Genomic DNA, 24,483 nt, shown 5'->3' with positions numbered 1-24,483 from the left:
CAAATTTTCAGGTACGATAGAAAGGAAGAGCGTATTTTGAGAGGTAATGACTATGCAAACGGAACAGCTTCCCCGTCTGGAAGCAGGCGAATACCCCGGCGGCATCTGGTATTATGAGCCCCACACCTACCTGCCCTACCGCTATGTGCTGGGCCGGGTGGGCAGACACCCGCTGGTCTGCATCGGCATCAACCCCAGCACCGCGCAGCCCGGCGCACTGGACCCCACCCTGAAAAGCGTGGAACGGCTGGCCAATGCCAACGGCTTCGACAGCTGGATCATGTTCAACGTCTACCCCCAGCGTGCCACCGACCCCAACGATATGGACAAGGTCCCCGACCGCGCCCTCTGCGACGAGAACCTGCGCTGGCTCCGGGCCGTGCTGGCCGAGACCGAGCCGACCATGTGGGCGGCCTGGGGCACCCTGATCGAAAAGCGGGATTACCTGCCCGGCCTGATGCGGGAGATGGTGGCCCTGACCCGTGAGCGGGAGATCCCGTGGGTCACCTTCGGCAAGCGGAGCAAGAAGGGCCACCCCCACCACCCGCTCTACCTGCGCAAGGATTCCACCCCGGAGCCGTTCGATGTGGAAGAATATCTCGACACCTGTTTCTGACCAAGGGAGGCCTGCACCATGACACCGGAACGCTATCAGAAAATCCTGCACTGGCTGAACGCCCACCCGGCGGCAAAGCGGCTCGTCATCCTGCTGAACCACTGGCTCCCGGCGGTGCCGTTCGTCTGCTACCCGGTGCTGCTGGTGCTGCTGAACCTCCAATGGTTCCGGCTGCTGCGGGGCGGGCTGGACCAGACCGCCCTCGATTTCATGCAGTGCATCGCCCGCGCCATTCTGGTACCGGGGTTCGTCTTTCTGGGCGGCACCCTGCTGCGCAAAAAGCTCAACTTTCCCCGCCCGTATGAGCAGCCCGGCTTCACCCCGCTGGTGGAAAAGGAGACCCGCGGCCAATCCTTCCCTTCCCGCCACGCGCTGAGCGCGGCCGTGCTGGCAGCCGTGTGGCTCTCTTTTTATCCGGCGGTCGGCGGCGTCATGGTCGCTGTCACCGTGGCCATCTGTGTGCTGCGGGTGCTGGCCGGGGTGCATTTCCCGCGCGACGTCATCGCCGGTGCCCTGCTCGGTTTTTCGCTTGGCATCGTCGGAATGCGGCTGCTCTGAGAGCTGCTCGACCCGCCCGGCCGAAAAATTTCAAAAAAATCCACTTTTTTGCTTGACAGAACCCGATGGGTATGGTATTATACTTCTCGCAGCCCGCCTCCGACGGTGGCCTGCCCAAGATAAGGAACCCAATGGGATAACAACGTGCGCCCGTAGCTCAGGTGGATAGAGCAACTGCCTTCTAAGCAGTGGGCCGGGGGTTCGAGTCCCTTCGGGCGCATTATGTGGTGCCTTTAGCGTAGTCGGTTAACGCGCCAGATTGTGGATCTGGAGACCGTGGGTTCGAGTCCCACAAGGCACCCTCTCATCAAAAAGACCAAGAATCAAACGATTCTTGGTCTTTTTTCTTTCATGTTTCTCTGTGGGACTCGAACAGCACGGCCCCGCCAGCGGCGGGGTAACAAACAGCCCAGTGGGCTGTTTGTTAGTGCGCGGGTCCTGGACCACCAGGAATGTCTACCGTGGCTCCACATTCCGTGCCTTGTGGGACTCGAACAGGGCGGCGGTGCGTAAGCACCGTAAGCGATCAGCCCTGCGGGCTGTCGCTTAGCCCGCGGGTCCTAGACCACTAGGAATGTCTACCGTGGCTCCGCATTCCGTGCCTTGTGGGACTCGAACAGCACGGCCCCGCGTTTTTCTGCTTTCACCGTTCCAAAACGACCCCAGCCGCAGCACAGAAGCCCCCACTTCTGCGCTGCGGCTGGTTTTTTCAGCTGTTGAGCTGCTTCATGATCTCCCCGACTTCTTTGCTGCTGTAGCCTTCCTTCAGCAGCTCCGTCCGGATGGCGGCATCGCTCCGGCCCTGGCTGCGCAGGCGGGCGGCGGTGTAGGGCACCGCCGTGCTGCCCAGCACACCGCTCTTGCCCACGTTCAGGTTCCCGCTGCCCGGACCCGACGTGCCCGAAGCCCCCGCTGCTGCCGCTCTCTGGGCCGCTGCCGCGCTGGCTTTCTGGGCCTGCTGGGCCGCCTTGGACTGCTTGAGGGCCCATTCGCCCTTGGCGATGTTCAACTTTTCGCTGGTCACCTGATTATTGAACTGCTGCTGGCGGAGCTTATCCTGATACTGCTGCTGCGCAAAGTCGTTGTCGTACTTCTGCTGCGCCTGCGCGTTCTGGACCTGCTTTTCCTGCATCTGCTGGTTCCAGGCCGTATCCGCACGGTCTGCCTCATAGGCACGGTTGTTCGCGTAGATGTTGTACCCGGTGTTCACGAGCGACCCCGCCAGCGAGCCGAGGCCCGTGGTACCGGAAAGCGCGATCTGCACCGCGTCGCCGATGAGGCCCAGCACCGTGACCGCATTGTTGAACCGCTGCTGCTTCTGGGCAGCGGCCTCCTGCTCCTGCGCGGCGTAGTTGCCATACAGGGTGTCCAGACGGCTCAGGTAGTCCTGATACTGGCCGTAGTCCTGCTGATAGGCCGTGTTGTAGGCGTTGCCCAGCTGTTCCAGCCGGGTGTAATAGTCCGAAAGTTTCTGCTGATACAGCCCCTGCGCGTTCTGCTCCTGCGTGTTGAGCTGGTCCAGCTGGGAGACCAGTGCATCGCCGCCGCTGTCGTAGGTGTCCAGCGCCAGCTGATACAGCGTCGGGATGGCCTGATTCAACGCCCCGATCTGCTGCTGGTAGGCCTGCTGGGCTACGCTGGCCGCATAGCTGGAGCCGTAGCCGCCCGTCAGCGCAGCGGCCTGTGCGGCAGCATCGGCGCTGGCGTTGTGGGCGTTCTGGGTGTACGCCTGCGCATACTGCTGATACAGCGGGTCCTGCGCGTAGTTGTAGTGGAACGCTCTCCGCGCGTTCAGGTCGTTCAGGGTGCGGTCGATCTGGTCCTGATACCGGCTCTGGTAGTCGCCGGGGGCAGCGCTCTGCTGCGCTTTCAGGGCTGCTTCTGCTTTCGTCACCTGCTCAGAGGGCTGATACCCCGCCGACGCCAGTGCATCCTGCACCTCCTGGCGGCTGTTCAGCCCCTCGGTGGAGTAGTTCTTTTTCTTGTCGCTTGCCATAGAGTCTCCTTTCTTACTGCAGTTTCCGCAGCTTGGCCCCCAGCTCGTCCGAGACGTTCTCCACGTCCAGATTGCTCAGAACGTATTGCAGCTGCTCCTGCATCTGGTAGAGGTAGTTCCGCAGTGCGCGGGCATCCTCCGGGTCCATCTTCTCACTCAGCTTCGGCAGGCCCAGCTTGCTCAGGCCCGAAATGCTTGCCATCCTTTCATGCCTCCTGTTCCATCAGTCTGCCCCGCGCCGTCGCAAGGGTGCGCGCCAGACTGCGCAGGGTGATCTGCCCTTTGCCGGTCAGCCGCAGCCGGAACATGCCGCAGCGGCGGGGCGCAAGGTGCAGGTCGAACCGCTTCTGCTTCCCGGCCACGGCCCATTGTGCCAGCTTCTCCCAGGGGCCGTCGTCGTAGCAGATCGCCAGCTCCACGGTGCTGGCACATACGGCATCCATCTGGAGCGTCAGCCGGGAGAGATACCGGTCCTCGGCCGCGTCCATCCCGAACGCACCCGTGATGAGTTCAAAGTCCACCGTCTCTTCCACGCCCTCGGTGGTCTTCCAGTCCCGTTCACGGCTGGGGTCGGCGGCCCAGATGTCGTGCCCATCCCAGAGGTAGAGCTGCCCGCCGGTGCTGGCCATGGCGTAGGAGCAGCCGTCTTCCTCCTGCCAGAGGCCACGCTCGGTGTCGTAGACGAGGAGCCGCTCTTCGAGCGCGTCTCCTTCCCGGCCACTGTCCCGCGCCAGATAGAGGTAATAGCGGCCATCCAGCGCACCGCCCACCGCCGTCTGCACGTTGGAGAGCCGGGCCGTGTTCAGTTTTTCAGACACCTTGGTGGGGATGCTCCCGTCCCAGGCCATCACACCGTCCGGCGAGAGATAGTAAAGTGTCTCGTTCAGCACGCAGAGGCTGCTGGCCGCGTTCCGGGCCACCCCACGGCAGCGAAGGGAGCTGAGCTGGAAATCCGACGGCTTGGAGCCGTAGAGCTTGTGCAGAGCGTTCTCCTTGAAGAACAGCACCGACCCCAGGCAGGTAGCCGCGCCGGTAAACGGCCCGTCGCTGCCCACCGTGACCGCATAGCTGTCCTCCGCGATGCCGCGGTAGGAGAACCAGTTGGTAGGGTCGCCCAGCTTGCAGCCGTAGATGACGTTCTCATTCTGCGCGCAGCCCCACAGCCGGTTGTCGCACTCGGTCAGATAGTCCAGGTCCGGCACCCGGCGCTCCAGCCGGAAGGCATCGGTGTTCCCTTCCATCGTCGCGCCTTTGCCGTCGATGCCGGTCCAGCGGAGCATCTCCCGGCCCTTGGTCAGGGTCCCGTAGAAATAATCGCCGCCCGGCTCGGCCTGCACCTGCACCCAGTCGTCGCCGCGCGCCGTGACGATGCGGTCTCCTTTCAGCTCCTTCCAGTGCAGGTCATCGCCGTCCTCCACGCCGCTCACCGTCACGGTATCCCAGATGGCAAAGTCTTTCCCGATGCCGACCGCCTCGATCCGGCACCACTTCAGCTCGATGGCCGACCAGTTGCCCGAAGCCTCGTTGTAGACTTCCAGCACGCTCTCGCTGCTGTACGGCTTCTGGATGTTGTTCACCTTGAGGAACAGCTGCCCGTCCGCCGGATTTTCCGGCTCCTTTGTGCCCTTGCCGGAAACGGTATAGGTCTTGCCGGACGCATCGCAGGGGGTCAGCACCACATCGGCACCGCCGCTGTCCCACACGGCGCCGAGCTTCGTCACCGAACGGTCCCGCGTGTCAAAGGCGATCTTATCCGGGAAGATGATGACCTTGGTGCCCATGCCCACCATCTTCTTTTTGCTGTCCGCCACCGCATTCCAGAAAAACTCGGCCTCCTGCGGGGTCTCATCCGAGTTGTAAATGAGGTTCTTCCCCGCCGCCACCAGCAGACCGTTCAGGTGGTAGATGCCGTTCATCTGCACGACGCTCCGCAGCCTGCGGCGGGGGATGCGGGTGCTCAGCGCCGGGAAGTCCCGGCTGCTGAAATTTTTGCTGCTGCCCGCCTCGGCCTCGGTGCAGCTGTACGTCTCATTCAGGCCGCCAAAGGCCCGCAGCAGGGTGCGGCTGGTCGCTGCCGCCGCACGGCTCGTTCCGCTCATCGCGTCCACCTCCTCACCAGCGCCACTGCGCCCGGCAGCGGGGCGGGTGCTTCTGCCGCAGCCAGACAGCCAGTTCGCTCAGCAGGCCGCTGCACTGGGCCTGCTCCCCGGCATAGCGGTCGGTCTCGCCCAGAGCCGCATCAATGCGGGCGCACAGAACGTGCGGATACAGCGCATCAAAGGGCACCGGCACCAGCAGCACCGTGTCGTCGGGCAGCGCCTCCCCGCTCCACGCGAGGTCGGCCCCTGCGGCGGCGTATTCGTCGGCCCCGCTCTTCTCAAACAGCTGCTGGCGCAGCAGCGCATCTTCTTCGCAGAGCCAGCGGCGGCAGGTCTCGTCCGAGATCTTGCATCCCGGCCGCAGCTCCCGTGCGCGCGCCAATGCCTGTTCTACCGTCATTGCAAAACTCCTTTCGTTTTTGAAAAAAGCCCGGCAGGGCGATGTTCCCGGCCGGGCCGCTGTTTTCTCAGGTCACTGGGCCGCGTTTTCAGCTGCCGCGATGCGGGCAGCCGTCCGCTCGTCCTGCATCTGGCTGTGTTCCAGCACCTCCGCCACTTCGGGCGGGACCTCCACCTCCACGCCCCGGCGGATCTTGTAGTTCACGCCGTTGACGCTGACGAACAGGTCCTCCTTATAGCGGCTGTTGTCCTTGAACAGCTTGATGCGCACTGCCTTTTTCTCGCTCATAGAAACTCCTTTCTGCCCTCCGTCCGCAGGGCCCGCCTGTTTTTTGTATCTTGCGTTTTTCTCGTCCCGCAGGGCCAGAACCAGCCCGCCAAAGAAGAGGGTCAGTTCGCCGCCGCATTGGCCGAGTAGCTGGACACGCTCTCGATGCGGATCATGTACTGCTCCACCAGACGCTCGGCGGCGCGCATCCCCTTCCAGCCCACGGAAGCGCGCTGGTTCAGCGGGTCGTCGCCATAGCCAAGCTGCTTGACGATGTGCTCCAGACCGCCGCCTTCCAGCTCAGTGACGCCATAGGCGTGGGCACCCAGCACCAGCGTGCCGAACACGGCCAGACCGGCCGGGCAGGTGGCGTCCTTCCAGATCTTGGCCTCGCTGGTCTCGATGAAGCGGATGTTGCCCAGCTTGCCGATCTCGCCGCGGAACATGGCCTCCGGGTCGGCATACTTATGCACCTCGATGAACTCCCGGCTGGTCTTCAGGTCGTAGGCGGCATAGGGGTGGATGATGGCGATGTAGCTGTCGCCGATGGGGTCGGCGTTCATCGCGCCCAGCTGGGCCGCCGCCTGGAAGAACAGCTTCGGGGTCAGGGTGCAGGTCTTGTCCAGACCGGCGCGGCTGGTCACGGCCGTCTCAGTGCCGTCGGCACTCTGCTTGGGCGCATAGAGAACGTTGGTGCCGCCCGCCAGCACATCGCGGGTGATGCTGTCCATGGTGCGGCCCGCCTGGCTGGCCAGCACACGGGTGGCCTGCACGACGTTGTTGTCGATGGCGGTCATCTGCAGCACATCGGTCAGCGGGGTCCAGCCGCCGTACTGGTGCAGGTCACTGGTGATGGTGGTCACGTTCAGGGTCTGGCCGTTGGGGGTCACACCCTCGGTCAGCGGGGTGGTGGCCTTGGGCAGGCTGTCGTACTTGCGGAACTCGATGGTCTTGCCGCCGTTCTGGGGCACCGGGTAGTAATCCGCAAACTGGTCGTGGACGAGGCGCGGCTCGGCCTGGTCGATGAGGCGCTTCTCATAGAAGGTCTTCATCTCGGCGGTCATGGTGCCGGAGGTATTGTTCAGCGCGGCGGAAGGGTCGGCGAACAGCTGGAGGTCGAACTTCATTGCAGTGTCGTTCATACGGTTTTCCTTTCTTTCTTGCGGTGTAACATACGGACTTCTTCGATTCGCGCTCCCCTGCCAGAGGAGCTGCGTTCAGAACGTGATGACTTCCCCATGGAGGGCCTTGCGTTCCAGCGCTTCCCGCTGGGCGCGGGTCATGCGGGAAACATCCGCCCCGGTCACGGCGGCGCTGCCGGGGCGGGTGCCGTTCTCTGCCGGGCGGGACGCCCGCTGCCGGATGCGCTCCACGACGCCCTGCTCCACGGCATGGGCGGTCTGGCGCAGCGCGTCCTCGTAGTGGGCCAGACGGTAGGCGTCCGCCATCCGCATCCCCGGCAGCTGCATCAGACGGCGCATCTCCGGGTGCTGCAGCTCCGTTTTCAGCGAGAACTCCGGCACCACCTGCCGCAGCGCTGCCTCTTCGGCTGCCCAGCGGCTGTGCAGGGCGGCCACGGCCTGTCGGCCCGGCAGATGCTCCGGCAGCGGCGGGCGGGGCGGTTCCGGGGTTGGACAGGGTGCTTCCGGGTCGGGGTTTGTCTTCGGGATTTCCTCCTTCGGGGTCTCCGGCGGCGCTGCCTCCTCCCGGCCCGGCTTCAGGGTGCCGGAGGCGACGGCCTGCCGGGCCTGTGCCTCGCTCAGGGCCGGGGCGCTCCCTGCGCCGCCGGTCTCGCCGCCCTCTGCGAACAGTTGCAGGTCCATCATGGCCGCTTCGCCCCGGCGGCTCAGGTCTGCAAAGCGGAGGTTGTCCGGGTAGCGCTCGGCCAGCAGGGCAAACCCGGCCTTGGCCAGCTCAAAAGCCCCCTCTACCCACGGCTCCTGCGGGGCGGCGGCGGTCACAGCCAGCCGGGGGCCTTCCGGCTTATCCCAGGCATCGCTGCGGGCGGTCTTTTCCCCTGCCAGAAGGCTCACCAGAGCCTGCATCAGGGTGCTGGCACCGGCGCAGACGATGTCCTGCCCGGCGGGGGCATAGCCCGCGTGGCCGGACGCTTCCAGCCGCAGGGTCAGGCCCTCCGGGCCGTCCAGTTCACTGTAGATCACACGGATCATCGGTTCTCCTTTCCAAGGCCCATGGCATCTGCCGCGGCCTTTGTGCTCAAATTGTCTGCGGGGCCGGTCACAGCGGCCTTCCCCGGCTGTTCCTGCGCCGTCAACCGGCTCTGCAAAACGGCCAGCTGCATGGCCAGCGTACCGTTCTGCCGCACCCGCTGGCGGACTTTCTCGATGCCCTCAAAATCCATCATCTCCAGCGCTGCCAGAGCTGCATCGGCGTTGGCCGGGGCAAAGAAGCCCAGCTGATAGCACTCCTTGGCGGTCTCGTTCTGGCTCAGACGGCTGAAGGTCGATTTCTTCTCGGCGCTCACCACGATGTCGAAGACCGGTTCGCGGCTGCCCAGCTCCACCCCGCCCACGGTGCCGGCCGGCTGCGGGCGGAGCGCGGCCCCGGAAAAGGGCACGAACTCGTTCTGGCCTGCGGCCCCCACGATGCGGAAGACCCGCTCTTCGTCGTAGAACTGCCGCATCAGGTCCAGGATGAGGTAACACTCCCTGGCAAAAGCGCGGTATGCGCTCTTGAGCATATCCCGGCTCAGCTTCGAGCCTGCTTCCTGTAAGGCGGCAATGGCCGAAGCCGCCGTCACCCCGCCAGCGGTGCCGCCCTGGGTCATATCGCGGTTGCCGGAGATCTCCTTCAGCTCCTCGATGCGGCTGTTGCGGTAGCTCAGGCTGTTGCCCTGCAGGCCCGCCGTCTGCAAGGGGCGGAAGCTGTCGTCGCCCAGCCGCCCCACTACATGGACGATATCCCGCGAGAGGTCTGCCAGTTCTTCTTCGTTCACACCGGCCGTGTCGCTCAGCACATACCGCTGCTTCGAGGCGAGCAGGACGTTCTCGTCCATCGCATGGTTCATCCGGTCGATGGCGGTCTGGCACTCCTTCATCACATCAATGTATCCGAAGCCCGCCGGGCTGTCCTCCTCCATGAACAGCGGGTCGAACACGAACGGATACTTGCCGTGGTCATAGAATCCGCGCCCGGCCAGCGCCGGGTCGTTCTCGCTGGCGTAGAGCACCACCCCATTGCAGAACTTGCAGTAGTGCAGCAGCACCCGGCCCTCGGCGTCCGGCTTTTTGTAGTACCAGTCCACCACGACGCTCTTTTCGGTGGTGTCCAGCCCGCCGTCGTGGAGGAACCGGGGCACATCCAGCACACTGGCGCTGTGGCCCTTGAGCTGGGGCCAGCGGGTCTCCAGCTGTCTGGTGTTCTCCATCCGCAGCGAGAAAAAGTTCGGCGATGTCTGGATATCCTCCACGCCCGGCTCCCAGTAGAGCATGAGCAGATTCATGGGCCGGATGGCGATCTCGCCCAGGCCGCCGTGCGCTTCCGGGTCCCAGAAGACGCCCTTGACGCCGGTGCCCTGCTTGAGCTTGCGCCACCAGGTGTCGCTGTACACCTGCTCATAATCGGCCTGTTCCAGCACCACCGGCAGGATGCTGGAAAGCACCCGCGCAGTCTGTTCGTCGTCTGCCGCGCGAGGCAGCACATTCGGGGCCGGGTAGTTGTCCATCGCGTCGGCGTGTTTGTTGGCGATGGAGTTGAACAGCCACCCGCTGGACGGCTGGGGCTTGCCCTCCATCATCGGGTTCTGGTAATTTTTCCAGTGCCCCATCCGGAACCACAGTTCGTTGTCCACCAGCCGTTTGTCGAGCGCTGCCTTGCCTGCCTTGTACTTTTGCAGAACAGCCGCCGCCTCTGCGACCTCCTCCGGCCCGATGGGCAGTTTTTCTTCCACGATATCCAAAATCTACTCCTTTCTAGATCCGATAAAACCTTGCCTGCCGGTGCAGTTCCAGCGGGTCGTCCCCCACCGGCGGGCGGGCCGTGCGCCGGGGCGGCGAGATGGGGTGTTCCATCAGAACATACCGGCATTCGTCGTAAATGTGGTCTTCCTGCCGGGTGTCGATGTCCTCCACGTTGCTCTCGTCGTATACCAGATTCGGGATGGTGCGCAGGAAGTGCCTGCAAGTATCGAATACCTGAAACATGGGCCGCCCCTCTCCGTCAAACGCCAGCCGGTAGTGGAACTGCATCTTACCGGCCAGTCGGGTGTGGTCGCCGGGCATCCAGTGCAGGAAGTTCGGCCCCCGCTCCATCATGGCGGCGATGCTCTCGCCCCGGCTCTCGTCGAAGATGGCCGGGTCTGCAATGCCCTGAATGACCCGGCCGCGCAGCTGCGGGTCGTTCTGCTCCACCTCCCGGATGCGCCGGGCCTGCTCCACCGGGTCGATCCGCAGCCCCTCGTTCGGGCGGCCTGTGCAGCCGTACAGCTCTTTGATGCGGTAGAGCCGCCCTTCCTCATCCGCCGCGTACCACCCCACCGAGAACGGCTTCGAAAACCCGAAGTCGAACCCGCGGTAGATCTTCCAGTGCTTCGGGATGGGGAACGGTGCGATCACATGGGTCCAGCGCTGGTCCTGATAGTGGGCGGGGTCGTTCCGCCACTCGGTGAACACCTGACCGGAGAAACTGTCCCAGCTGCCATAGAGCAGGGCCTGCTTTTCCGCTTCGGGCAGAGAGGCCAGACTTGCAAGGTAATCCGGGTCGTTTTCCAGCAGGGCCGGGTTGTCAAAGACGCTGGATGGGATGAACACCCGCGCCCGCTGCAGCACCTTTTCCGTCCCGTCCGGCATCCGCACCGGGAACGCTTCCACGATGGGAGTGCCGGGCGGGGCCGGGGTGATGAACCGTGCCTTGACCCAGCCGTGGCCGACGCCGCCGGGGTTGGTGGTGGCCCGCAGGTACACCCGCGTACCGGGCCCGGTGGGGCGGTTGCGGCTCATCATGTAGCTGTACTCCTCCCACTCGAAGTGGGTCAGCTCGTCGAAGCCGATGAAATCAAAGGCCTTGCCCTGATAATTCGTGCGGTCCTTGGTGTACTGCATCGAGCCGAAGTAGATCTTTGCCCCGCTGGGGAAGACCCACACATGGCTCGTGGCGTTGTACTGCGCCTCCGGGAAGGCCCGGCGGTAGTAGACCAGACTCTTGTCCACAAGGTCGCTCAGCTGGGGAAAGGTCTTGCGCAGGATGAGCCCCCGGTAGTGCGGGATCTGCACCTGCCGCAGCGCCTCGATGATGAGCGCATCGCTCTTGCCGCCGCCTGCCGCGCCGCCGTAGAGAGCCTCCGGCTCCGGTCTGCGCATGAACTCCCTCTGCCGGGGCTGGGGCCGCCAGACGACTGGCACATTCGTTCCTGTCTTCATACATCCTCCACCGGCGGCAGCAGCACCACGCCGCACTCCCGGCCCTCTGCATCTGCGCCCTGTTCGTTCAGCGCCTTGGCCACAGCGGCCAGATCTTTGAGCACCGCAGTGGCTTCCTTCAGGCCCTTCATGGTCCCGGCCGCCTCTGCACCGTCGCGGCGGGCCGCTTTCTGACGGGTGTTCAGCTCCTTCACCTCCTGCGCCAGCATCGTGCTCAGCGTGTCCGTGGCGCGGTGCAGGTTGTCCAGCCCCTTGCCCGCCGAAGGTCGTATCTTCTGCGCCATTCGGTTCATTTCACATCCTTTCGTTTTGGTTTGACAACATAATACCACCAATCATCTTTTCGCAACAGTGCAACCTTTCGCAGGCCCAATCTGTAATTTTTCAAATTTGTTTTCCATTCTGTACAATCTCGCCGTGTAAAAATCCCCCTGTCAGCGTTCTTTTTCCGCAAGCAGGGGGATCTGCCCTCAATTTTTTAAGGAAAAGCATAAAAATGGGCTGGCGTATAATTTTCAAATGGTTTATACTATATCTAAAATTCGTTCCATTCCGACCTTCGGAGGTTTTTTATGGTACACCCCGATCAGCTGCCTGCGCAGCTTGCCCGCAGGTTCCGGCCCGAATGGCGGCTCGTGTTTTTCTCCGCCTTCGGGTTCGGCCTGCTCGCGCACTTTTATAAAATGGCCAACTGGCTCCCCAACTGGGATTCCCTCGTCTTCCGGTACGATGCCCAGCAGATGCTGCAATATGGCCGCTATTTTCTCTCGCTGGCCTGCGGGCTCAGCTCCTATTACGACCTGCCATGGCTGAACCTGCTGCTGGGCTTGTTGTTCCTGGCTGGTTCGGCGGTCTGCGTGGCGGCGCTGCTGCACCTGAAAAATCCGGTGGCGCTGGTGCTGACCGGGGCTTTGATCGCGGTCTTCCCCACCGTCACCTCCACCTTTGCCTATGAATACGTCGCCGACGGCTACTGTCTGGCCATGCTGGCCGCCTGCCTCAGTGTGCTTCTGCTCACCCGGCCGGGTCGGCGTTCCTTCTTCGCGGGGGCAGCCTGCCTGTGGTTCTCCGTGGGCATCTATCAGGCTTATCTGACCGTCACCATCACCCTGCTTCTGGTCTGGCTGCTGGACGATCTGCTCTTTCACCGCCGCAGCGCTGCCGCGTCCCTCCGCAGTGCGGGGCGGTTTCTGGCAGGCGGTGTGCTGGCCGGAGCGGTCTATGCTGTGGCCCTGCAGCTGGTTCTGGCTTTTTCCGGCACCGCCCTGTCCGACTATCAGGGCTTCGACACCGTCGGTTCGCTCCATCTCTGGTCGGCTCTGCATGGCTGCATCACCCGCTTCTTCCGCTTCTTCTTTGACCTGCACAACGGCCTCACGGTCTGGTTTGTGCTCAACGTTCTGGTCTTTGCCCTGCTGGCCGTTTTCCTGCTGACCACCCTCGTACAGCAGGCCCTTTGGCACGACCCGGCCCGCTTTTGGCTCCTGCTCGTCTATCTGGCCGCACTGCCGCTGGGGGCCGCGGCCCTCTATTTCCTCAACCCCTGGGTCGATTACCACAACCTGATGACCATGGGCTACGCCGCCTTTTATCTGTGCTTCGTGCTGTTCTACGAGCGGCTGGACGGTCTTTCCCCGCGCGCTTCCGCGCTCCGGAGCTGGGCCATCCTCCTCGTGGGCGGGGCCATCGTCTTTTACTGCATCGTGCTGGCCAATGTCTGCTATCACCTGTCCCAGATGAGCTATGAACGCTCCTACGGCACCCTTCTGCGCATTGCAGACCGCATCGAGCAGCTGGACGGCGCGGACGCCTGCACCCAAATCGCCGTCATCGGCCACCTGCCCGATTCCAGGGCTTACTCCGCCGACCTCTCCCCGGAAATGACCGGCTACACGGCCGGCCTCATTCTCCGCGCTGACAAGCAGTCTATGGGCCAGAGCGTCCTCACAGCTGCATTGAACGACTACTGCTCCACCGACTACGCCTTTGCCACCCGTGCAGAAAAGCAGCAGCTCCTTACACTGGACGAAGTCCGTCAGATGCCCCTTTGGCCGCAGACCGGTTCGGTCGCAGTCCTGGGCGATACCATCGTCATCCGGGCGGGAGAGGGGATCGATGCAGATGACTGAACTTCCCATCCTCTATTTTCACGCCGATGACTACGGCATGACCGCCCACGGCGACGCCCTCATCCGGGACTGCCAGACCCACGGCTGCCTGAACAGCGTCAGCATCGTGCCCAACGGTTCGCTGGAAGAAGCCGTCGCCGCGCTGCGCCCTTCCGGGCTGAAGCTGGCCGTCCACCTCAACCTGGTGGAGGGCAAAGCCCTTTCCCCCGCTGCGGAGATCCCGCTGCTCGTCCGGCCGGACGGCAGCTTCTGCAACTCCTTCACCGGGCTGCTGCGCCTCTCGCTGACGCCCCGGCGCAGGGCCTTTGCCGCCCAGCTCTACCGGGAACTGGAGCGTCAACTCCTCGCCTATGCCGCCCTTTTCCCCGCCGGGACGCCCCTGCGCATCGACAGCCACCAGCACACCCACATGATCCCGCTGGTCTTCCGGACGCTGCTGCATATCCTTGCCGACCACCATCTCCCGGTCGAGCATCTGCGCATCCCGGCCGAGCCGCTGTCGCCCTTTGTCGGCTGTCCCCGGCTCTGGGGCAGCTATTCCGCCGTCAATGCCGTCAAGCAGGCCGTGCTGAACGGCTGCTGGCTGCTGGACCGCCCCGCATTCCGCCGCAGCGGCATCCCCACGGCCCTGTTCTGCGGCATCCTCTTCTCCGGCCACATGGACGCCGACCGCGTCCGGGCCGTGCTGCCGCAGTACCTCCGTCTGGCGCAGAAACGCGGCCAGCCGGTCGAGCTGCTCTTCCACCCCGGCGGCGTGGAGCCGGGCGGGCCATTCTTTGACCCGCAGAAGACTGATTTTCACCCCTTCTACCTGTCCGAGGGCCGGGCGGTCGAGGCCCATGCCCTGCACACCCTCAGCCGAAAGGAGGTCGAACACCTTGGCCGCTGAACCGCTTCTCTCCGTCATCCTCCCCGCCCACAACGAAGCGGAGAACATCCCCAAAATGGCCCGGCGGCTGGCCGAGGTCCTCACCGCCGCCCACATCCGCTACGAGGTGCTCTTCGTCAACGATGGCTCCACCGACAACAGCTGGGACGTCATCCGCCAGACGGCGCAGGCGTACCCGCAGGTGCGCGGCATCCGCTTCTCCCGCGCTTTCGGCAAGGAAGCAGCCCTGTACGCCGGGCTGCAGGCCGCCCGCGGCGACTGCTGCGTCACGCTGGACTGTGACTTGCAGCACCCCGTAGAAACGATCCCCGAAATGTACCGGCTCTGGGCTCAGGGCATCGAAGTCGTAGAGGGCGTCAAGCGCGAGCGCGGCACCGAAAGCGCCGCCCACCGCACCGCCGCCCGCTGGTTCTATAGGCTCATCAGCAAGGCGGCCAAGACCGACCTGCGCAGCAGCTCCGACTTCAAGCTGCTGGACCGCAAGGCCGTGCTCGTCCTGCTGAATCTGCCGGAGCGGGACACCTTCTACCGCGCCCTCTCGGCGTGGGTGGGCTTCCGCACGGCGCGGGTGGAGTTCGACGTCCAGCCCCGCACTGCCGGGCAGAGCAGCTGGTCTGCCTTCAGCCTCATCCGCTACGCCATTTCCAGCCTGGCGTCCTTCACGTCGGCCCCGCTCTACCTCGTCATCCTGATGGGCTTTCTGATGTTGATTGCCACCCTTCTGGTGGGCGGTGAGGCGTTATTCCGCTATCTTGCAGGCGAAGCGCTCGAAGGCTTCACCACGGTCATCCTGCTGCAGCTCTTCACCGGCACACTGCTCATGTTCAGCCTCGGCATCATCGGCTACTACCTCGCCAAGATCTACGACGAAGTCAAGCGCCGCCCCCGCTATGTCATCGCCGAAACGCTGGACGACGCTCCGTAAAAAAGCAAAAGATCCCCCGGTCAGCCGGGCCGCTCTCCGTTCAGAGCGTTCCAGCCGCCGGGGGATCTCTTCTTTTATCTTGTGTTACAGCGTCTCGATGCGGTCGAACAGGCCTTTTGCGCCTTCCACAGCCTCCTTGCTGCCAAAGGCCACGCGGGTGCCGTGCTGCATCGCGGTGCCCAGCTCTGCGGCCATGGCCTTCAGCGCGGCAGCGTCTACGCTGCACAGGGCCTTGCGGTCTGCGGCCAGCATCGCGTCGGTGATGCCGCAGAAGTACCGGCGGTCAAGGTCCCGCGCCTCTGCGCTGGGTTTCATGGGCTTGTCCATCTCGGAGACGGTGCCCACGATGGAATCCGTCAGGTCCTTTTCGGTGTACGCGCGGGCGGCCAGTTCCGCCGGGCCCTTTGCAAAGGTCTCGTAGCTCTCGGCCAGATGCGGGTCACGGTAGGTATACAGATACTCCGTCTCGGCGCGGGTCACCATGCCGGTGCCGTACGCGCCGCCCACCTCGCGGATGTGGTGCCACAGATACTCGTAGCTCATCACGCGGGCCAGCACCCGGCGCTCCGGCTTCCGCTCCTGCGGCCAGGTCAGGATGTCGTAGTTCACCCCGCCGTCGATGATGAAGGCTTCGTTCACCGGAGCCGTCAGCGCCTGGGTGTAGGGCCGGGCGGGCGAACGCATTCCCTCGGCAAAGGCACTGCCGGGCAGCAGGGCTTCCAGCTGCTTCCGGGCATCCTCGCTGCCGTGCAGGCTGATTGTCAGGGCTGCGTGGTGCAGCACCTTTTCCCGCACGGCTTCCAGCTTCCGGCCCAGGTCGGCCCAGTCGGCCTGTTCCAGCAGCGCGCACAGGAAGTGATACCCTGTCACGCCGCTGCATGCCTCGCTCAGCGCATACTCCACCGAATAGTGGCTCCCGGCGCGCACGGCGGCGTACTGGTTGCCCATCTGGAGGAACTGCTGCTCCATGTTCAGCTTCTGCTGGCTCAGCACACGGGCGAAGGCCGCTTCGGCCTTTGCGCCGGTCAGCCGGGTCTCATACAGCCACTCGCCGCCGAGTTCCACAGCCTTTTCCAGACTGCGCTCCAGCAGGCTCATGTTCAGGGTGAGCTTTGCGTGGCAGGGGTTCCCCGCCTGCCGCCCGGTCCAGAAGCTGATGCAGGCCTGGCTGTCGCCCAGCCAGGTGCTGCGCAGGGTGTTCAGCTCGCGGGCCGTGTGGCGCGGAGTGTCCAGCTCGTCCAGCACATCGGTCAGCAGGTCGAGATACTGCACTTCTTCGGTGGTCAGCCCGCCGAGGTCATAGTAAATGTTCAGATACAAACTGCCTTTGGAGGGATGGTGCAGCAGCTCCGCACCGGCCACGCTGCCCACAGCGCCCTCGGCGCTGGGGCTGCCCTCGCCCAGGTCTGCCACCGTCAGCGGATGGTCCAGTGCCAGCTTGCCGTCGGTACGGGCCGGGGCTGCATCGGGTTCTTCCGCCTTGGGCAGGGTCGGCACCTGAATGACCTGCACCGGCGCAGCCGCGAACAGCTCCCGCAGCAAGTCGTTGAACCAGCCGGAGGCCATCTTCTCCCGCAGGGCGGCGAAGAGCTGGTCCGTGTGGAGCAGCAGGGTCGGGTCCCCGGCGTGGAGCCAGCCGGTCGCTGCATGGATGGCGTCCAGCACACCGTCGGGCAGGCTGCCCGGCCGCTCCAGCGAGGCGAACTCTGCCGCGTTCAGGCTGGCCAGCAGCAGGTCTTCCGGGATGCCCTCGGCCAGGATGTCGTCCACGGCGCTCCGGACCCCGGCCGCAAACCGGCCTGCGGTCTCCTCGGTGGCACCGCGCAGCACCAGTTCCAGCGTGGGCTGCAACGTGCTGTCATCAAAGCCGATGTCGATGTCGGCCCCCAGCTGCTGTTCCAGCAGCGCAGCCTTCAGCGGCGACTGGTTCGACCCCAGCAGCGCATCCAGCAGGATCTCCACGCCCAGCTGGCGTTCCCGGTCGGCAAATGCGCCGGTGTACCAGGCCAGCGCACACTGCACCTGGTCGGCCTCCGGCTTTTCGGTATAGTACGGGATGTTCACGCAGACGCCCGGCTGCTCGTCCTGCAGCGTCAGTCTGGGCTGGCTGGTGCCCTTGGGCATCCTGCTCAGGTAGTGTTCATCCAGGAAGGCCAGTTTTTCGGCCATATCCATCCTGCCGTACAGGGTCACACAGCAGTTGTCGGCGCTGTAATGGCGGCGGTACACCCGCTGGTACTTCTCATAGGTCAGCGCCGGGATGGAGGCCGGGTCGCCGCCGGACACAAAGCCGTAGGCCGTATCCGGGAACATTGCCCGCTCCAGCGCATCCTGCAATTGTGCATCCGGGGAGGCCAGCGCGCCCTGCATCTCGTTGTAGACGACGCCGCTCACGGTGCCGTCGGCATCGCGGTGCCAGCCTTCCTGCTCGAACACAGCCCGGTCCACCATGGCCAGCGGGCAGAACACCGCGTTCAGGTAGACGTCCATCAGGTTCCGGAAGTCGGTCTCGTTGGGGGTGGCGAAGGGGTAGACCGTCTTATCCGGGAAGGTCATCGCGTTCAGGAAGGACGCCATGCTGCTCTTGAGCAGCTGCAAAAACGGCGAGGTCACCGGGTACTTTTCGCTGCCCGCCAGCACCGAGTGCTCCAGAATGTGGAACACACCCGTGTCATCCGATGGGAAGGTGCCGAAGCCAATGCCGAACGCCTTGTTCACATCTTCGTTCTCCACCAGCAGGATGGTCGCACCGCTGACATCGTGGGTCAGCACGGTCAGGGTACCGTGCTGTTCGGGGCAGTCCTCGCAGCGCACGACGGTATAACCGGGATATTGCTTCATTGGGATTCTCCTTTTTCAAATAGATTTTTGTTTATTGTATCACGCCTCCCTGTAAGACGCAACAAACAATACGGGAATGTTCTCTTTTGCGTGCCAAAAGAGAACCAGAAAAGCACCCGCTACTTTCGAGGCGCGGGAGGCACGAACTAGGGGCTACTCGCCCCTAGTGACCCCAAAGAAGAAGGCCCAACCAGAAAAATCGGGCGGTGCGCCAGTCGGCGCAAACGCTTTTCCGATTTTTCCGGCAGGGCCGATTTTGATAGGAGTCATGCGCATTCATAAAGACCGTGCGCAAAAGAGTACATTACTCCGTAATAACTCCCTCTTTGCAAGACACCCGGAACAGCACAAAGCCCACAACAAACAGCACGATCAGCGAGCCGACGCCCACATTGGCGCTGCCGGTCAGCTGGCTGCCCACGCTGACGATCATGGTGCCCAGGAAGGATGCCCCCTTGCCGCAGATGTCGAACAGGCCGAAATACTCGCCCGACTTCTCCGGCGGGATGATCTTGGCAAAGTGGGAGCGGCTGAGCGCCTGCACACCGCCCTGGAACATCCCCACGACGAAGGCCAGCACCCAGAACTGCCACTGCCGGGTCAGGAAGAACGCAAACAGCGCGATGCCCGCATAGGCCGCGATGCAGACCGGGATGAGGGTGGTAGACGGATACTTCGCCGACAGCCGCCCGAAGATGAGCGCCGACGGGAACGCCACGATCTGGGTCACCAGCAGCGCCAGCAGCAGGCCGGTGGTGTCCAGCCCCAGCGCAGTGCCGTAGGCCGTGGCCATGTCGATGATGGTGTAGACGCCGTCGATGTAGCAGAAGAACGCCAGCAGGAACCAGAACACCTGCTTGTCCTCGTGCAAGTGGCGGAGCGTGTGGCCGATGCGGGCAAAGCTCTGCCGGATGGCGTGTTTCTCCACCTCCACATAATGCAGCTGCCGGTAGGTTTTCAGCAGGGGCAGGGTCATTGCCAGCCACCACGCCGCCGTGATGAAGAGCGCGATGTTCAGCGCCGTCATCTGGCTCAGGCCGATGGCCCCGGACCCCAGCACCAGCGCCAGGCAGACCACAAAGGGCACACAGCTGCCGATGTAGCCCCACGCATACCCGCGGGAGGAGACTACGTCCATCCGGTCCGGGGTGGTGACATCGCTCAGCATCGAATCATAGAACACCAGACTGCCGGAGAAGCCCACCTTCGCAAAGACGAAGATGAGCAGGAAGGGCAGCCAGGTCTTGGCCAAGCCCATGGCGCAGCAGCCGGCCACGCCCACCACCAGGCAGAGGATGAAGATGGGCTTTTTGAAGCCCCGCGTATCGGCCAGTGTGCCGAGGATGGGGCTCAGCACCGCCGTGATGATGGTCACAGCCGAGGCCGCATAGCCCCAGTATGCCAGATATTCCACGGAGCTCAGGCCGCCTTCTTCCGCCAGAGCGTTGAAAAAGATGGGGATGAGCGTCGCCACCAGCAGCACAAAGGCCGAGTTGCCGACATCGTATAAGATCCATGCGCGTTCCAGCCCGGTCAGGCTGAATTTTTTGTTTTGTTCCATAGTCCCTCTCAATTCTCTCCAAAGGTGTGCTGATAAGCCGCATCCAGCGGCGCATCGGTGTCCAGCCCGGCCACGTACTCGTTGATGAGCCGCACCGCCAGCGGGATGGCGCTCTGGTACAGCGCATCCAGCTGCTTTCCGCTCTCGGTGCACTGCGGGTTCGGCTGCGGGTTCGCCACCAGCCCATGCATGAACTCCCATTTGCCCGCTGCCCGGATGGCCGTCAGCACCACCCAGCGCTTGACCGGGTTCGAAGCCAGCAGCATCTTGTGTACGAAGACCATGCCGGTCATGGCCCGATAGACCTCATCCACCGTGACGCCCTCATAGAAGGGTGCCACCACATTCGCCCAGATGCGGCTGGGCTGGATGTGGCTGGCCGTCAGGTCGTGCAGCGGGTCGCGGCCCTCCCGGCGGAGCAGCTGGTTGTCGAATTCCGTCTCGATCTCGCAGTGGCTCACGCCGCTGGTGCGGACGTACTGCTCCACATAAGGGTGGCAGGTGCTGTCCAGCGCAAAATGGCAGATGTACCCCAGCGCATACACCAGCGCGGCATCCCGGTTTTTGGCGTTCCGGATCACGCCGCGCGCCCGCTCAAAAAAGACGGTGCCCGGCTGCTCGTGCATGGCATTGCCCAGCCGGTTCACCGGGTTGGACTGCAGCGCCTTATAGTAGAACAGCAGGTCCGGCCCGTGAAGGCCCATATCGTACAGCGCACGGTACGGCTCGATCTTCTTCTGGAGCGCTTCCGGCAGCTGGGTCAGAACATCCGCGCCAAAGCAGCGGTGTGCATAGGTCGAAGGCATAAAAACTCCCCCTCATAAACTTTCATACAAGGTCAGTATACCAGAAACCGTTTCGTCTTACTACCCTTTCGGGTGTTATTTTGGTAAAATATTTGAGATATTTTTTGAATTTTTCGGCAAAACAAAAAGACTGCCGCACCTTTCCACGCTCCGGGCACCGCCTCTGCGATGCCGGAATGAGGAATGCAGCAGTCTTTGTTTGCGTTGTGGGTTTACTTCTCGTACCCCTTGGGCAGCTCGTTCTTGGGGTCGCGGTCCATCAGGGTGCGGACGGCTTCTGCCGCGCCCATGCCCTCGTTGACGATGGCGTTCACAGTCTGCACGATGGGCATTTCCACCTGATACCGCTCCGCCAGTTCCAGCGCGGCGGGCAGGGCGTTCATACCCTCGACCACCATGCCGACTTCCTTGACGGCCTGTTCCGGCGTCTCGCCCTTGCCGATGAGGATGCCGGCACGGTTGTTGCGGCTGTGCATACTGGTCGCGGTGACGATGAGGTCGCCGATGCCCGCCAGACCCGCGAACGTGTGGACGTTGCAGCCCATGGCCACGCCCAGCCGGGCGATCTCCGCGATGCCGCGGGTGATGAGGGCAGCGCGGGCATTGTCCCCGTAGCCCAGGCCGGTGGAGATGCCCACGCCCAGCGCGATGACGTTCTTCATGGCACCGCTGAGCTCCACGCCCTTGATGTCCTCGTTGGTGTAGACGCGCATGACGCTGTTGGAGAACACCTCCTGCACGAACTGTGCCGCCTCCACGTCCGGGCTGGCCGAGACGATGGTGGTGGGCAGGTCGATGGCCACTTCTTCGGCGTGGGTGGGGCCAGACAGCGCCACCAGGTGCACCTTCTTCGGGCCGCCCTCCCGGCCCAGCTCATCGGCCAGAACCTCCGTCATGGTGTACAGGGTGTCCGGCTCGATGCCCTTGGCCACATCCACGATGATCTGCCCCTCGGCCACATAGGGCCGGGCCTTGGCAGCCGTGGAGCGCACGAAGACCGACGGCACCGCAAACAGCAGGATGTCCTTGTCCCGGCACACTTCCTCCACGCTCTTGGTAAAGCGCAGCTCCTTCGGGATCTTCATTCCGGGCAGATTGGGGTGCACGCGGGTGCTCGACAGGGCGTCGATCTCCTTTTCGATGGCAGACCAGACCAGCACATCGTTCCCGCTCACGCACAGCATCCGTGCCAGAGCCATGCCCCAGGTGCCCGCACCCAGGATACCGATTTTCTGTTTCGTCACGTTCAAATCCTCCGAATCTGCCGCGCGGCTTTCGTCGCGGGCCTGTTGTGCGCCGCAGTGGGCGGCTCGTCTGGTCTCATTGTACACGAAACCGCCTGCAACGTCAACTCCTTGCCAGACTGCACAAAGTTAGCGCGTGTTTCCCCGCGATTTTAGGAATAACAGGGGATTTGCCCAAACGAATTGCGCCGATTGGAAAAACATGTTATAGTATTCTGGTAGGAATTATAGGATATTCCCTGCCCGAACGCTCCTTTTCAGGTCTCTCATCAAACCTCCGCAGGTTCTTTTTTTCAGATAAGGAAGTTTTTTCAAATGCTCGAAGCCATTCTTTCCAACCGCACAGCCAACGTTTTGTGGGAAGCGCTGCCCCGCATCCTGTCGGCGGGCCTCACCATGACCATCCCGCTGACCCTCATCTCCTTCAGCCTTGCCATGGTGCTGGCCGTGGTGGTGGCGCTGGTGCAGTACGCCAATGTGCCGGTGCTGCGCCAGCTGGCCCGGTTCTACATCTGGGTCATCCGCGGCACACCGCTGCTGGTGCAGCTGTTCATCATCTTCTACGGCCTGCCCAGCGTCGGCATCATGCTGGACGCTTTCCCGGCAGCCGTCATCGCCTTTGCCATCAACGAGGGGGCCTACTGCGCCGAGACCATGCGCGGCGCACTGGAAAGTGTGCCCCAGGGCCAGCTGGAAGCCGGTTACTGCGTGGGCATGACCTGGTGGCAGATCATGCGCCGCATCGTGCTGCCGCAGGCGCTGCGCACGGCGGTGCCTGCCCTGTCCAACTCGCTCATCGGCATGATCAAGGACACCTCGCTGGCATCGAACATCACGGTCGCCGAACTGTTCATGGCCGGCCAGCGCGTTGCCGCCCGCACCTACATTTTTCTGCCCATCTACTGCGAGGTCGCCGTGGTCTATCTGCTGTTCTGCACGGTCGTCACCAAGCTGCAGAGCCTGTTGGAGCGTCAGCTGAACGCCCACGGCTTCCAGTGAGAAAGGGGAACGCATCATGGCCATGTTAGAGATCAAGAACATCCACAAATCCTTTCGCACCTATGACGAAAAACCACATTTTCACATCGGGCCGTTCCCGCGCGGCCATGCCCGCCGGGTGATCCGCACACTGGACGTGCTCCGGGGCGTGGACCTGACCGTGGAAAAAGGCGACGTCGTCGCCATCCTCGGCCCCAGCGGTTCCGGCAAGACGACCCTTCTGCGCTGCCTGAACTTTCTGGAGCCCACCGACAGCGGCAGCCTGACCTTTGACGGCGAGACCTTCGACCTCAGCAGGATCTCCGGCGCCGACATCGCCCGCCTGCGCAAAAAGACGGCCTTCGTCTTCCAGAACTACAACCTGTTCCGGAACAAGACCGCCCTGCAAAATGTCACCGAAGGGCTAGTCGTGGCCCGTAAAATGCCCAAGGCAGAAGCGGACGCCATCGGCCGGAAGATGCTGACAAAGGTCGGTCTGGCCGACCGGGCAGACGCCTATCCCCGCCAGCTTTCCGGCGGCCAGCAGCAGCGGGTGGCCATCGCCCGCGCCCTTGCCACCGACCCGGAGATCATCTATTTCGATGAGCCCACTTCGGCCCTGGACCCGGAGCTGACGGGCGAAGTGCTCTCGGTCATGCGCCAGCTGGCCGAGGAGGGGATGACCATGCTGGTCGTCACCCACGAGATGGGCTTTGCGCGGAACGTTTCTTCCAAGACCGTCTTCATGGAAAACGGCGTCGTCGTGGAGCAGGCCCCCTCGCAGGAGTTCTTTGCGAACCCGAAGGAGGAGCGCACCCGCGAATTTTTGCAGAAGATCTCGCAGCACGCATAATTTATTCCATTTGATTCTCCTATTTTCGAAAGGATATGATACCATGAAAAGAAGAACCTTTATCTCCCTGATGAGCGTTCTGGCTGCTGCCGGTGTGCTCACCCTGTCCGGCTGCTCTTCCAACGCGCCCAGTTCGAACAGCAATTCGAGTTCCAAGAGCGAATCCGCTGAGGCTGCTGACCAGCTTGCCGCCATCCAGGCCAGCGGCAAGCTCATCGTGGCACTGGAAGGTGCCTGGCAGCCCTGGAGCTACCACGACGAGAGCGACACCCTCGTCGGCTACGATGTCGAAGTCTCCCGCGCCATCGCCGAGAAGCTGGGCGTGGAACCGGAATATGTCGAGAGCGACTGGGACAGCCTGTTCGCCGGTCTGGATGCAGGCCGCTATGACATGGTCTGCAACGGCGTCGAAGTCACCGACGAGCGCGCTCTGACCTACGACTTCACCACCCCCTACGGCTACATCCACACCGCCCTTGCCGTCAAGAAGGACAATGATACCATCCAGACCTTCGAAGACCTGAAGGGCAAGACCACCGCCAACAGCCTGGCCTCCACCTATATGGAGCTGGCCGAGAGCTACGGCGCTACTGTGCAGGGCATCGACACGCTGGAAGAGACCATCCAGCTGCTGACCGCCGGCCGCATCGACGCGACCCTGAACGCCGACGTCTCCTTCTACGACTATCTGAACGTCCATCCGGACGCCGACTTCAAGATCGTCGCCCAGACCGAGGAGTCCTCTCACGTGGCCATCCCCCTGCGCAAGGGCGATGCCAGCGCCACCCTGCTGGAAGCCATCAACAACGCCATCGACGAGCTCCGCGCCGACGGCACCCTCAAGGAGCTGAGCGAAAAATACTTCGGTCAGGACATCTCCTCGGAAAATTAACATCACATCATCAAAAGAGGACGGCCCGCTCTGCGGGCCGTCCTCTTTTGC

General features: G+C 63.3%; 22 protein-coding genes and 2 tRNA genes. 10 read left to right on the top strand and 14 right to left on the bottom strand.

Annotation, left to right across the window (positions count from 1 at the left end):
• The first annotated feature begins 52 nt into the window (after window positions 1-52).
• The 4 genes from I5P96_RS03895 to I5P96_RS03880 all read left to right on the top strand — a co-directional run bounded on the left by I5P96_RS03895 (window position 53) and on the right by I5P96_RS03880 (window position 1,475).
• Window positions 53-616 (top strand): DUF1643 domain-containing protein, encoded by a 564-nt coding sequence (locus I5P96_RS03895; RefSeq protein WP_223383258.1) that lies wholly within the window; start codon window positions 53-55, stop codon window positions 614-616.
• Window positions 617-634: 18 nt separating this feature from the next.
• Window positions 635-1,174 carry a phosphatase PAP2 family protein gene (locus tag I5P96_RS03890; RefSeq protein ID WP_223383257.1) on the top strand — a complete coding sequence of 180 codons (540 nt, stop codon included), beginning with the start codon at window positions 635-637 and terminating at the stop codon, window positions 1,172-1,174.
• A gap of 146 nt (window positions 1,175-1,320) precedes the next feature.
• Window positions 1,321-1,394 (top strand) — tRNA-Arg (locus I5P96_RS03885).
• 7 nt (window positions 1,395-1,401) lie between these two features.
• Window positions 1,402-1,475: transfer RNA gene (locus I5P96_RS03880), tRNA-His, on the top strand.
• A 408-nt stretch (window positions 1,476-1,883) separates the two neighbouring features.
• Here the strand turns inward: I5P96_RS03880 and I5P96_RS03875 are convergent.
• From I5P96_RS03875 to I5P96_RS03830, 10 genes are all read right to left on the bottom strand, one after another.
• Window positions 1,884-3,170 carry a cell envelope biogenesis protein TolA gene (locus tag I5P96_RS03875; RefSeq protein ID WP_223383256.1) on the bottom strand — a complete coding sequence of 429 codons (1,287 nt, stop codon included), beginning with the start codon at window positions 3,168-3,170 and terminating at the stop codon, window positions 1,884-1,886.
• A gap of 13 nt (window positions 3,171-3,183) precedes the next feature.
• Window positions 3,184-3,372: a hypothetical protein gene (locus I5P96_RS03870; protein WP_097791894.1), complete on the bottom strand. Its 189-nt coding sequence runs from the start codon at window positions 3,370-3,372 to the stop codon at window positions 3,184-3,186.
• A 4-nt stretch (window positions 3,373-3,376) separates the two neighbouring features.
• Window positions 3,377-5,269: a hypothetical protein gene (locus I5P96_RS03865; RefSeq protein ID WP_223383255.1), complete on the bottom strand. Its 1,893-nt coding sequence runs from the start codon at window positions 5,267-5,269 to the stop codon at window positions 3,377-3,379.
• A 13-nt stretch (window positions 5,270-5,282) separates the two neighbouring features.
• The gene (locus tag I5P96_RS03860) at window positions 5,283-5,669 is read right to left on the bottom strand and encodes a hypothetical protein (RefSeq protein WP_223383254.1); all 387 of its coding nucleotides are present in this window, start codon (window positions 5,667-5,669) and stop codon (window positions 5,283-5,285) included.
• Between the two features lie 72 nt (window positions 5,670-5,741).
• Complete coding sequence (locus I5P96_RS03855; protein ID WP_097791897.1) at window positions 5,742-5,957, bottom strand: hypothetical protein; 216 nt, start codon at window positions 5,955-5,957, stop codon at window positions 5,742-5,744.
• Window positions 5,958-6,058: 101 nt separating this feature from the next.
• The gene (locus I5P96_RS03850; RefSeq protein WP_223383252.1) at window positions 6,059-7,078 is read right to left on the bottom strand and encodes a N4-gp56 family major capsid protein; all 1,020 of its coding nucleotides are present in this window, start codon (window positions 7,076-7,078) and stop codon (window positions 6,059-6,061) included.
• Window positions 7,079-7,153: 75 nt separating this feature from the next.
• Complete coding sequence (locus I5P96_RS03845) at window positions 7,154-8,107, bottom strand: ribosomal-processing cysteine protease Prp (RefSeq protein ID WP_223383251.1); 954 nt, start codon at window positions 8,105-8,107, stop codon at window positions 7,154-7,156.
• Window positions 8,104-9,858, bottom strand: coding sequence for a hypothetical protein (locus I5P96_RS03840; RefSeq protein WP_411703515.1), 1,755 nt, complete (start codon window positions 9,856-9,858; stop codon window positions 8,104-8,106). Before I5P96_RS03840 ends, I5P96_RS03845 begins: the two co-directional genes overlap by 4 nt.
• 10 nt (window positions 9,859-9,868) lie before the next feature.
• On the bottom strand, window positions 9,869-11,314 hold the full coding sequence (locus I5P96_RS03835) for a terminase large subunit domain-containing protein (protein ID WP_223383249.1): 1,446 nt from the start codon (window positions 11,312-11,314) through the stop codon (window positions 9,869-9,871).
• On the bottom strand, window positions 11,311-11,607 hold the full coding sequence (locus I5P96_RS03830; RefSeq protein ID WP_223383247.1) for a BREX-1 system adenine-specific DNA-methyltransferase PglX: 297 nt from the start codon (window positions 11,605-11,607) through the stop codon (window positions 11,311-11,313). Before I5P96_RS03830 ends, I5P96_RS03835 begins: the two co-directional genes overlap by 4 nt.
• A 279-nt stretch (window positions 11,608-11,886) precedes the next feature.
• Here I5P96_RS03830 and I5P96_RS03825 point away from each other — a divergent pair, with 279 nt between their 5' ends.
• From I5P96_RS03825 to I5P96_RS03815, 3 genes are read left to right on the top strand one after another with little or no spacing between them, the layout of a single operon-like run.
• Window positions 11,887-13,443 (top strand): glucosyltransferase domain-containing protein, encoded by a 1,557-nt coding sequence (locus I5P96_RS03825; RefSeq protein ID WP_223383245.1) that lies wholly within the window; start codon window positions 11,887-11,889, stop codon window positions 13,441-13,443.
• The gene (locus tag I5P96_RS03820; RefSeq protein WP_223383238.1) at window positions 13,430-14,332 is read left to right on the top strand and encodes a carbohydrate deacetylase; all 903 of its coding nucleotides are present in this window, start codon (window positions 13,430-13,432) and stop codon (window positions 14,330-14,332) included. Before I5P96_RS03825 ends, I5P96_RS03820 begins: the two co-directional genes overlap by 14 nt.
• Window positions 14,322-15,257, top strand: coding sequence for a glycosyltransferase family 2 protein (locus I5P96_RS03815; protein ID WP_223383236.1), 936 nt, complete (start codon window positions 14,322-14,324; stop codon window positions 15,255-15,257). Before I5P96_RS03820 ends, I5P96_RS03815 begins: the two co-directional genes overlap by 11 nt.
• 84 nt (window positions 15,258-15,341) lie before the next feature.
• Here the strand turns inward: I5P96_RS03815 and I5P96_RS03810 are convergent, their stop codons facing one another.
• From I5P96_RS03810 to I5P96_RS03795, 4 genes are all read right to left on the bottom strand, one after another.
• Window positions 15,342-18,098 carry an insulinase family protein gene (locus I5P96_RS03810; protein ID WP_118553565.1) on the bottom strand — a complete coding sequence of 919 codons (2,757 nt, stop codon included), beginning with the start codon at window positions 18,096-18,098 and terminating at the stop codon, window positions 15,342-15,344.
• A 304-nt stretch (window positions 18,099-18,402) separates the two neighbouring features.
• The gene (locus I5P96_RS03805; protein ID WP_223383234.1) at window positions 18,403-19,659 is read right to left on the bottom strand and encodes an MFS transporter; all 1,257 of its coding nucleotides are present in this window, start codon (window positions 19,657-19,659) and stop codon (window positions 18,403-18,405) included.
• An 8-nt stretch (window positions 19,660-19,667) separates the two neighbouring features.
• Window positions 19,668-20,465 (bottom strand): zinc dependent phospholipase C family protein, encoded by a 798-nt coding sequence (locus I5P96_RS03800; protein ID WP_223383232.1) that lies wholly within the window; start codon window positions 20,463-20,465, stop codon window positions 19,668-19,670.
• A 212-nt stretch (window positions 20,466-20,677) separates the two neighbouring features.
• Window positions 20,678-21,709 carry an NAD(P)H-dependent glycerol-3-phosphate dehydrogenase gene (locus I5P96_RS03795; protein WP_223383231.1) on the bottom strand — a complete coding sequence of 344 codons (1,032 nt, stop codon included), beginning with the start codon at window positions 21,707-21,709 and terminating at the stop codon, window positions 20,678-20,680.
• A gap of 315 nt (window positions 21,710-22,024) precedes the next feature.
• Here I5P96_RS03795 and I5P96_RS03790 point away from each other — a divergent pair, with 315 nt between their 5' ends.
• The 3 genes from I5P96_RS03790 to I5P96_RS03780 are packed head-to-tail and all read left to right on the top strand — an operon-like array spanning window position 22,025 to window position 24,432.
• Window positions 22,025-22,708, top strand: a complete 684-nt coding sequence (locus I5P96_RS03790) for an amino acid ABC transporter permease (protein ID WP_223383230.1) — start codon at window positions 22,025-22,027, stop codon at window positions 22,706-22,708.
• Between the two features lie 16 nt (window positions 22,709-22,724).
• Window positions 22,725-23,540, top strand: a complete 816-nt coding sequence (locus I5P96_RS03785) for an amino acid ABC transporter ATP-binding protein (RefSeq protein ID WP_118553570.1) — start codon at window positions 22,725-22,727, stop codon at window positions 23,538-23,540.
• A 43-nt stretch (window positions 23,541-23,583) separates the two neighbouring features.
• Window positions 23,584-24,432 carry a transporter substrate-binding domain-containing protein gene (locus I5P96_RS03780; protein WP_223383228.1) on the top strand — a complete coding sequence of 283 codons (849 nt, stop codon included), beginning with the start codon at window positions 23,584-23,586 and terminating at the stop codon, window positions 24,430-24,432.
• Window positions 24,433-24,483 lie beyond the last annotated feature (51 nt).

Source organism: Faecalibacterium prausnitzii (genome assembly GCF_019967995.1).
GTDB lineage: Bacteria > Bacillota > Clostridia > Oscillospirales > Ruminococcaceae > Faecalibacterium > Faecalibacterium prausnitzii_E.
The sequence above is the reverse complement of the archived record's forward strand: the minus strand, read 5'-3'. Positions and strand labels throughout refer to the sequence as shown.

Bases quoted from the DNA above. Each gene is read 5' to 3' on its own strand.
- I5P96_RS03835 (WP_223383249.1), bottom strand. From the start codon at position 11,314: ATGAAGACAGGAACGAATGTGCCAGTCGTCTGGCGGCCCCAGCCCCGG.
- I5P96_RS03780 (WP_223383228.1), top strand. From the start codon at position 23,584: ATGAAAAGAAGAACCTTTATCTCCCTGATGAGCGTTCTGGCTGCTGCC.
- I5P96_RS03845 (WP_223383251.1), bottom strand. From the start codon at position 8,107: ATGATCCGTGTGATCTACAGTGAACTGGACGGCCCGGAGGGCCTGACC.
- I5P96_RS03870 (WP_097791894.1), bottom strand. From the start codon at position 3,372: ATGGCAAGCATTTCGGGCCTGAGCAAGCTGGGCCTGCCGAAGCTGAGT.
- I5P96_RS03830 (WP_223383247.1), bottom strand. From the start codon at position 11,607: ATGAACCGAATGGCGCAGAAGATACGACCTTCGGCGGGCAAGGGGCTG.
- I5P96_RS03875 (WP_223383256.1), bottom strand. From the start codon at position 3,170: ATGGCAAGCGACAAGAAAAAGAACTACTCCACCGAGGGGCTGAACAGC.
- I5P96_RS03810 (WP_118553565.1), bottom strand. From the start codon at position 18,098: ATGAAGCAATATCCCGGTTATACCGTCGTGCGCTGCGAGGACTGCCCC.
- I5P96_RS03890 (WP_223383257.1), top strand. From the start codon at position 635: ATGACACCGGAACGCTATCAGAAAATCCTGCACTGGCTGAACGCCCAC.
- I5P96_RS03895 (WP_223383258.1), top strand. From the start codon at position 53: ATGCAAACGGAACAGCTTCCCCGTCTGGAAGCAGGCGAATACCCCGGC.
- I5P96_RS03785 (WP_118553570.1), top strand. From the start codon at position 22,725: ATGGCCATGTTAGAGATCAAGAACATCCACAAATCCTTTCGCACCTAT.
- I5P96_RS03790 (WP_223383230.1), top strand. From the start codon at position 22,025: ATGCTCGAAGCCATTCTTTCCAACCGCACAGCCAACGTTTTGTGGGAA.
- I5P96_RS03850 (WP_223383252.1), bottom strand. From the start codon at position 7,078: ATGAACGACACTGCAATGAAGTTCGACCTCCAGCTGTTCGCCGACCCT.
- I5P96_RS03855 (WP_097791897.1), bottom strand. From the start codon at position 5,957: ATGAGCGAGAAAAAGGCAGTGCGCATCAAGCTGTTCAAGGACAACAGC.
- I5P96_RS03865 (WP_223383255.1), bottom strand. From the start codon at position 5,269: ATGAGCGGAACGAGCCGTGCGGCGGCAGCGACCAGCCGCACCCTGCTG.
- I5P96_RS03800 (WP_223383232.1), bottom strand. From the start codon at position 20,465: ATGCCTTCGACCTATGCACACCGCTGCTTTGGCGCGGATGTTCTGACC.
- I5P96_RS03805 (WP_223383234.1), bottom strand. From the start codon at position 19,659: ATGGAACAAAACAAAAAATTCAGCCTGACCGGGCTGGAACGCGCATGG.
- I5P96_RS03820 (WP_223383238.1), top strand. From the start codon at position 13,430: ATGCAGATGACTGAACTTCCCATCCTCTATTTTCACGCCGATGACTAC.
- I5P96_RS03860 (WP_223383254.1), bottom strand. From the start codon at position 5,669: ATGACGGTAGAACAGGCATTGGCGCGCGCACGGGAGCTGCGGCCGGGA.
- I5P96_RS03825 (WP_223383245.1), top strand. From the start codon at position 11,887: ATGGTACACCCCGATCAGCTGCCTGCGCAGCTTGCCCGCAGGTTCCGG.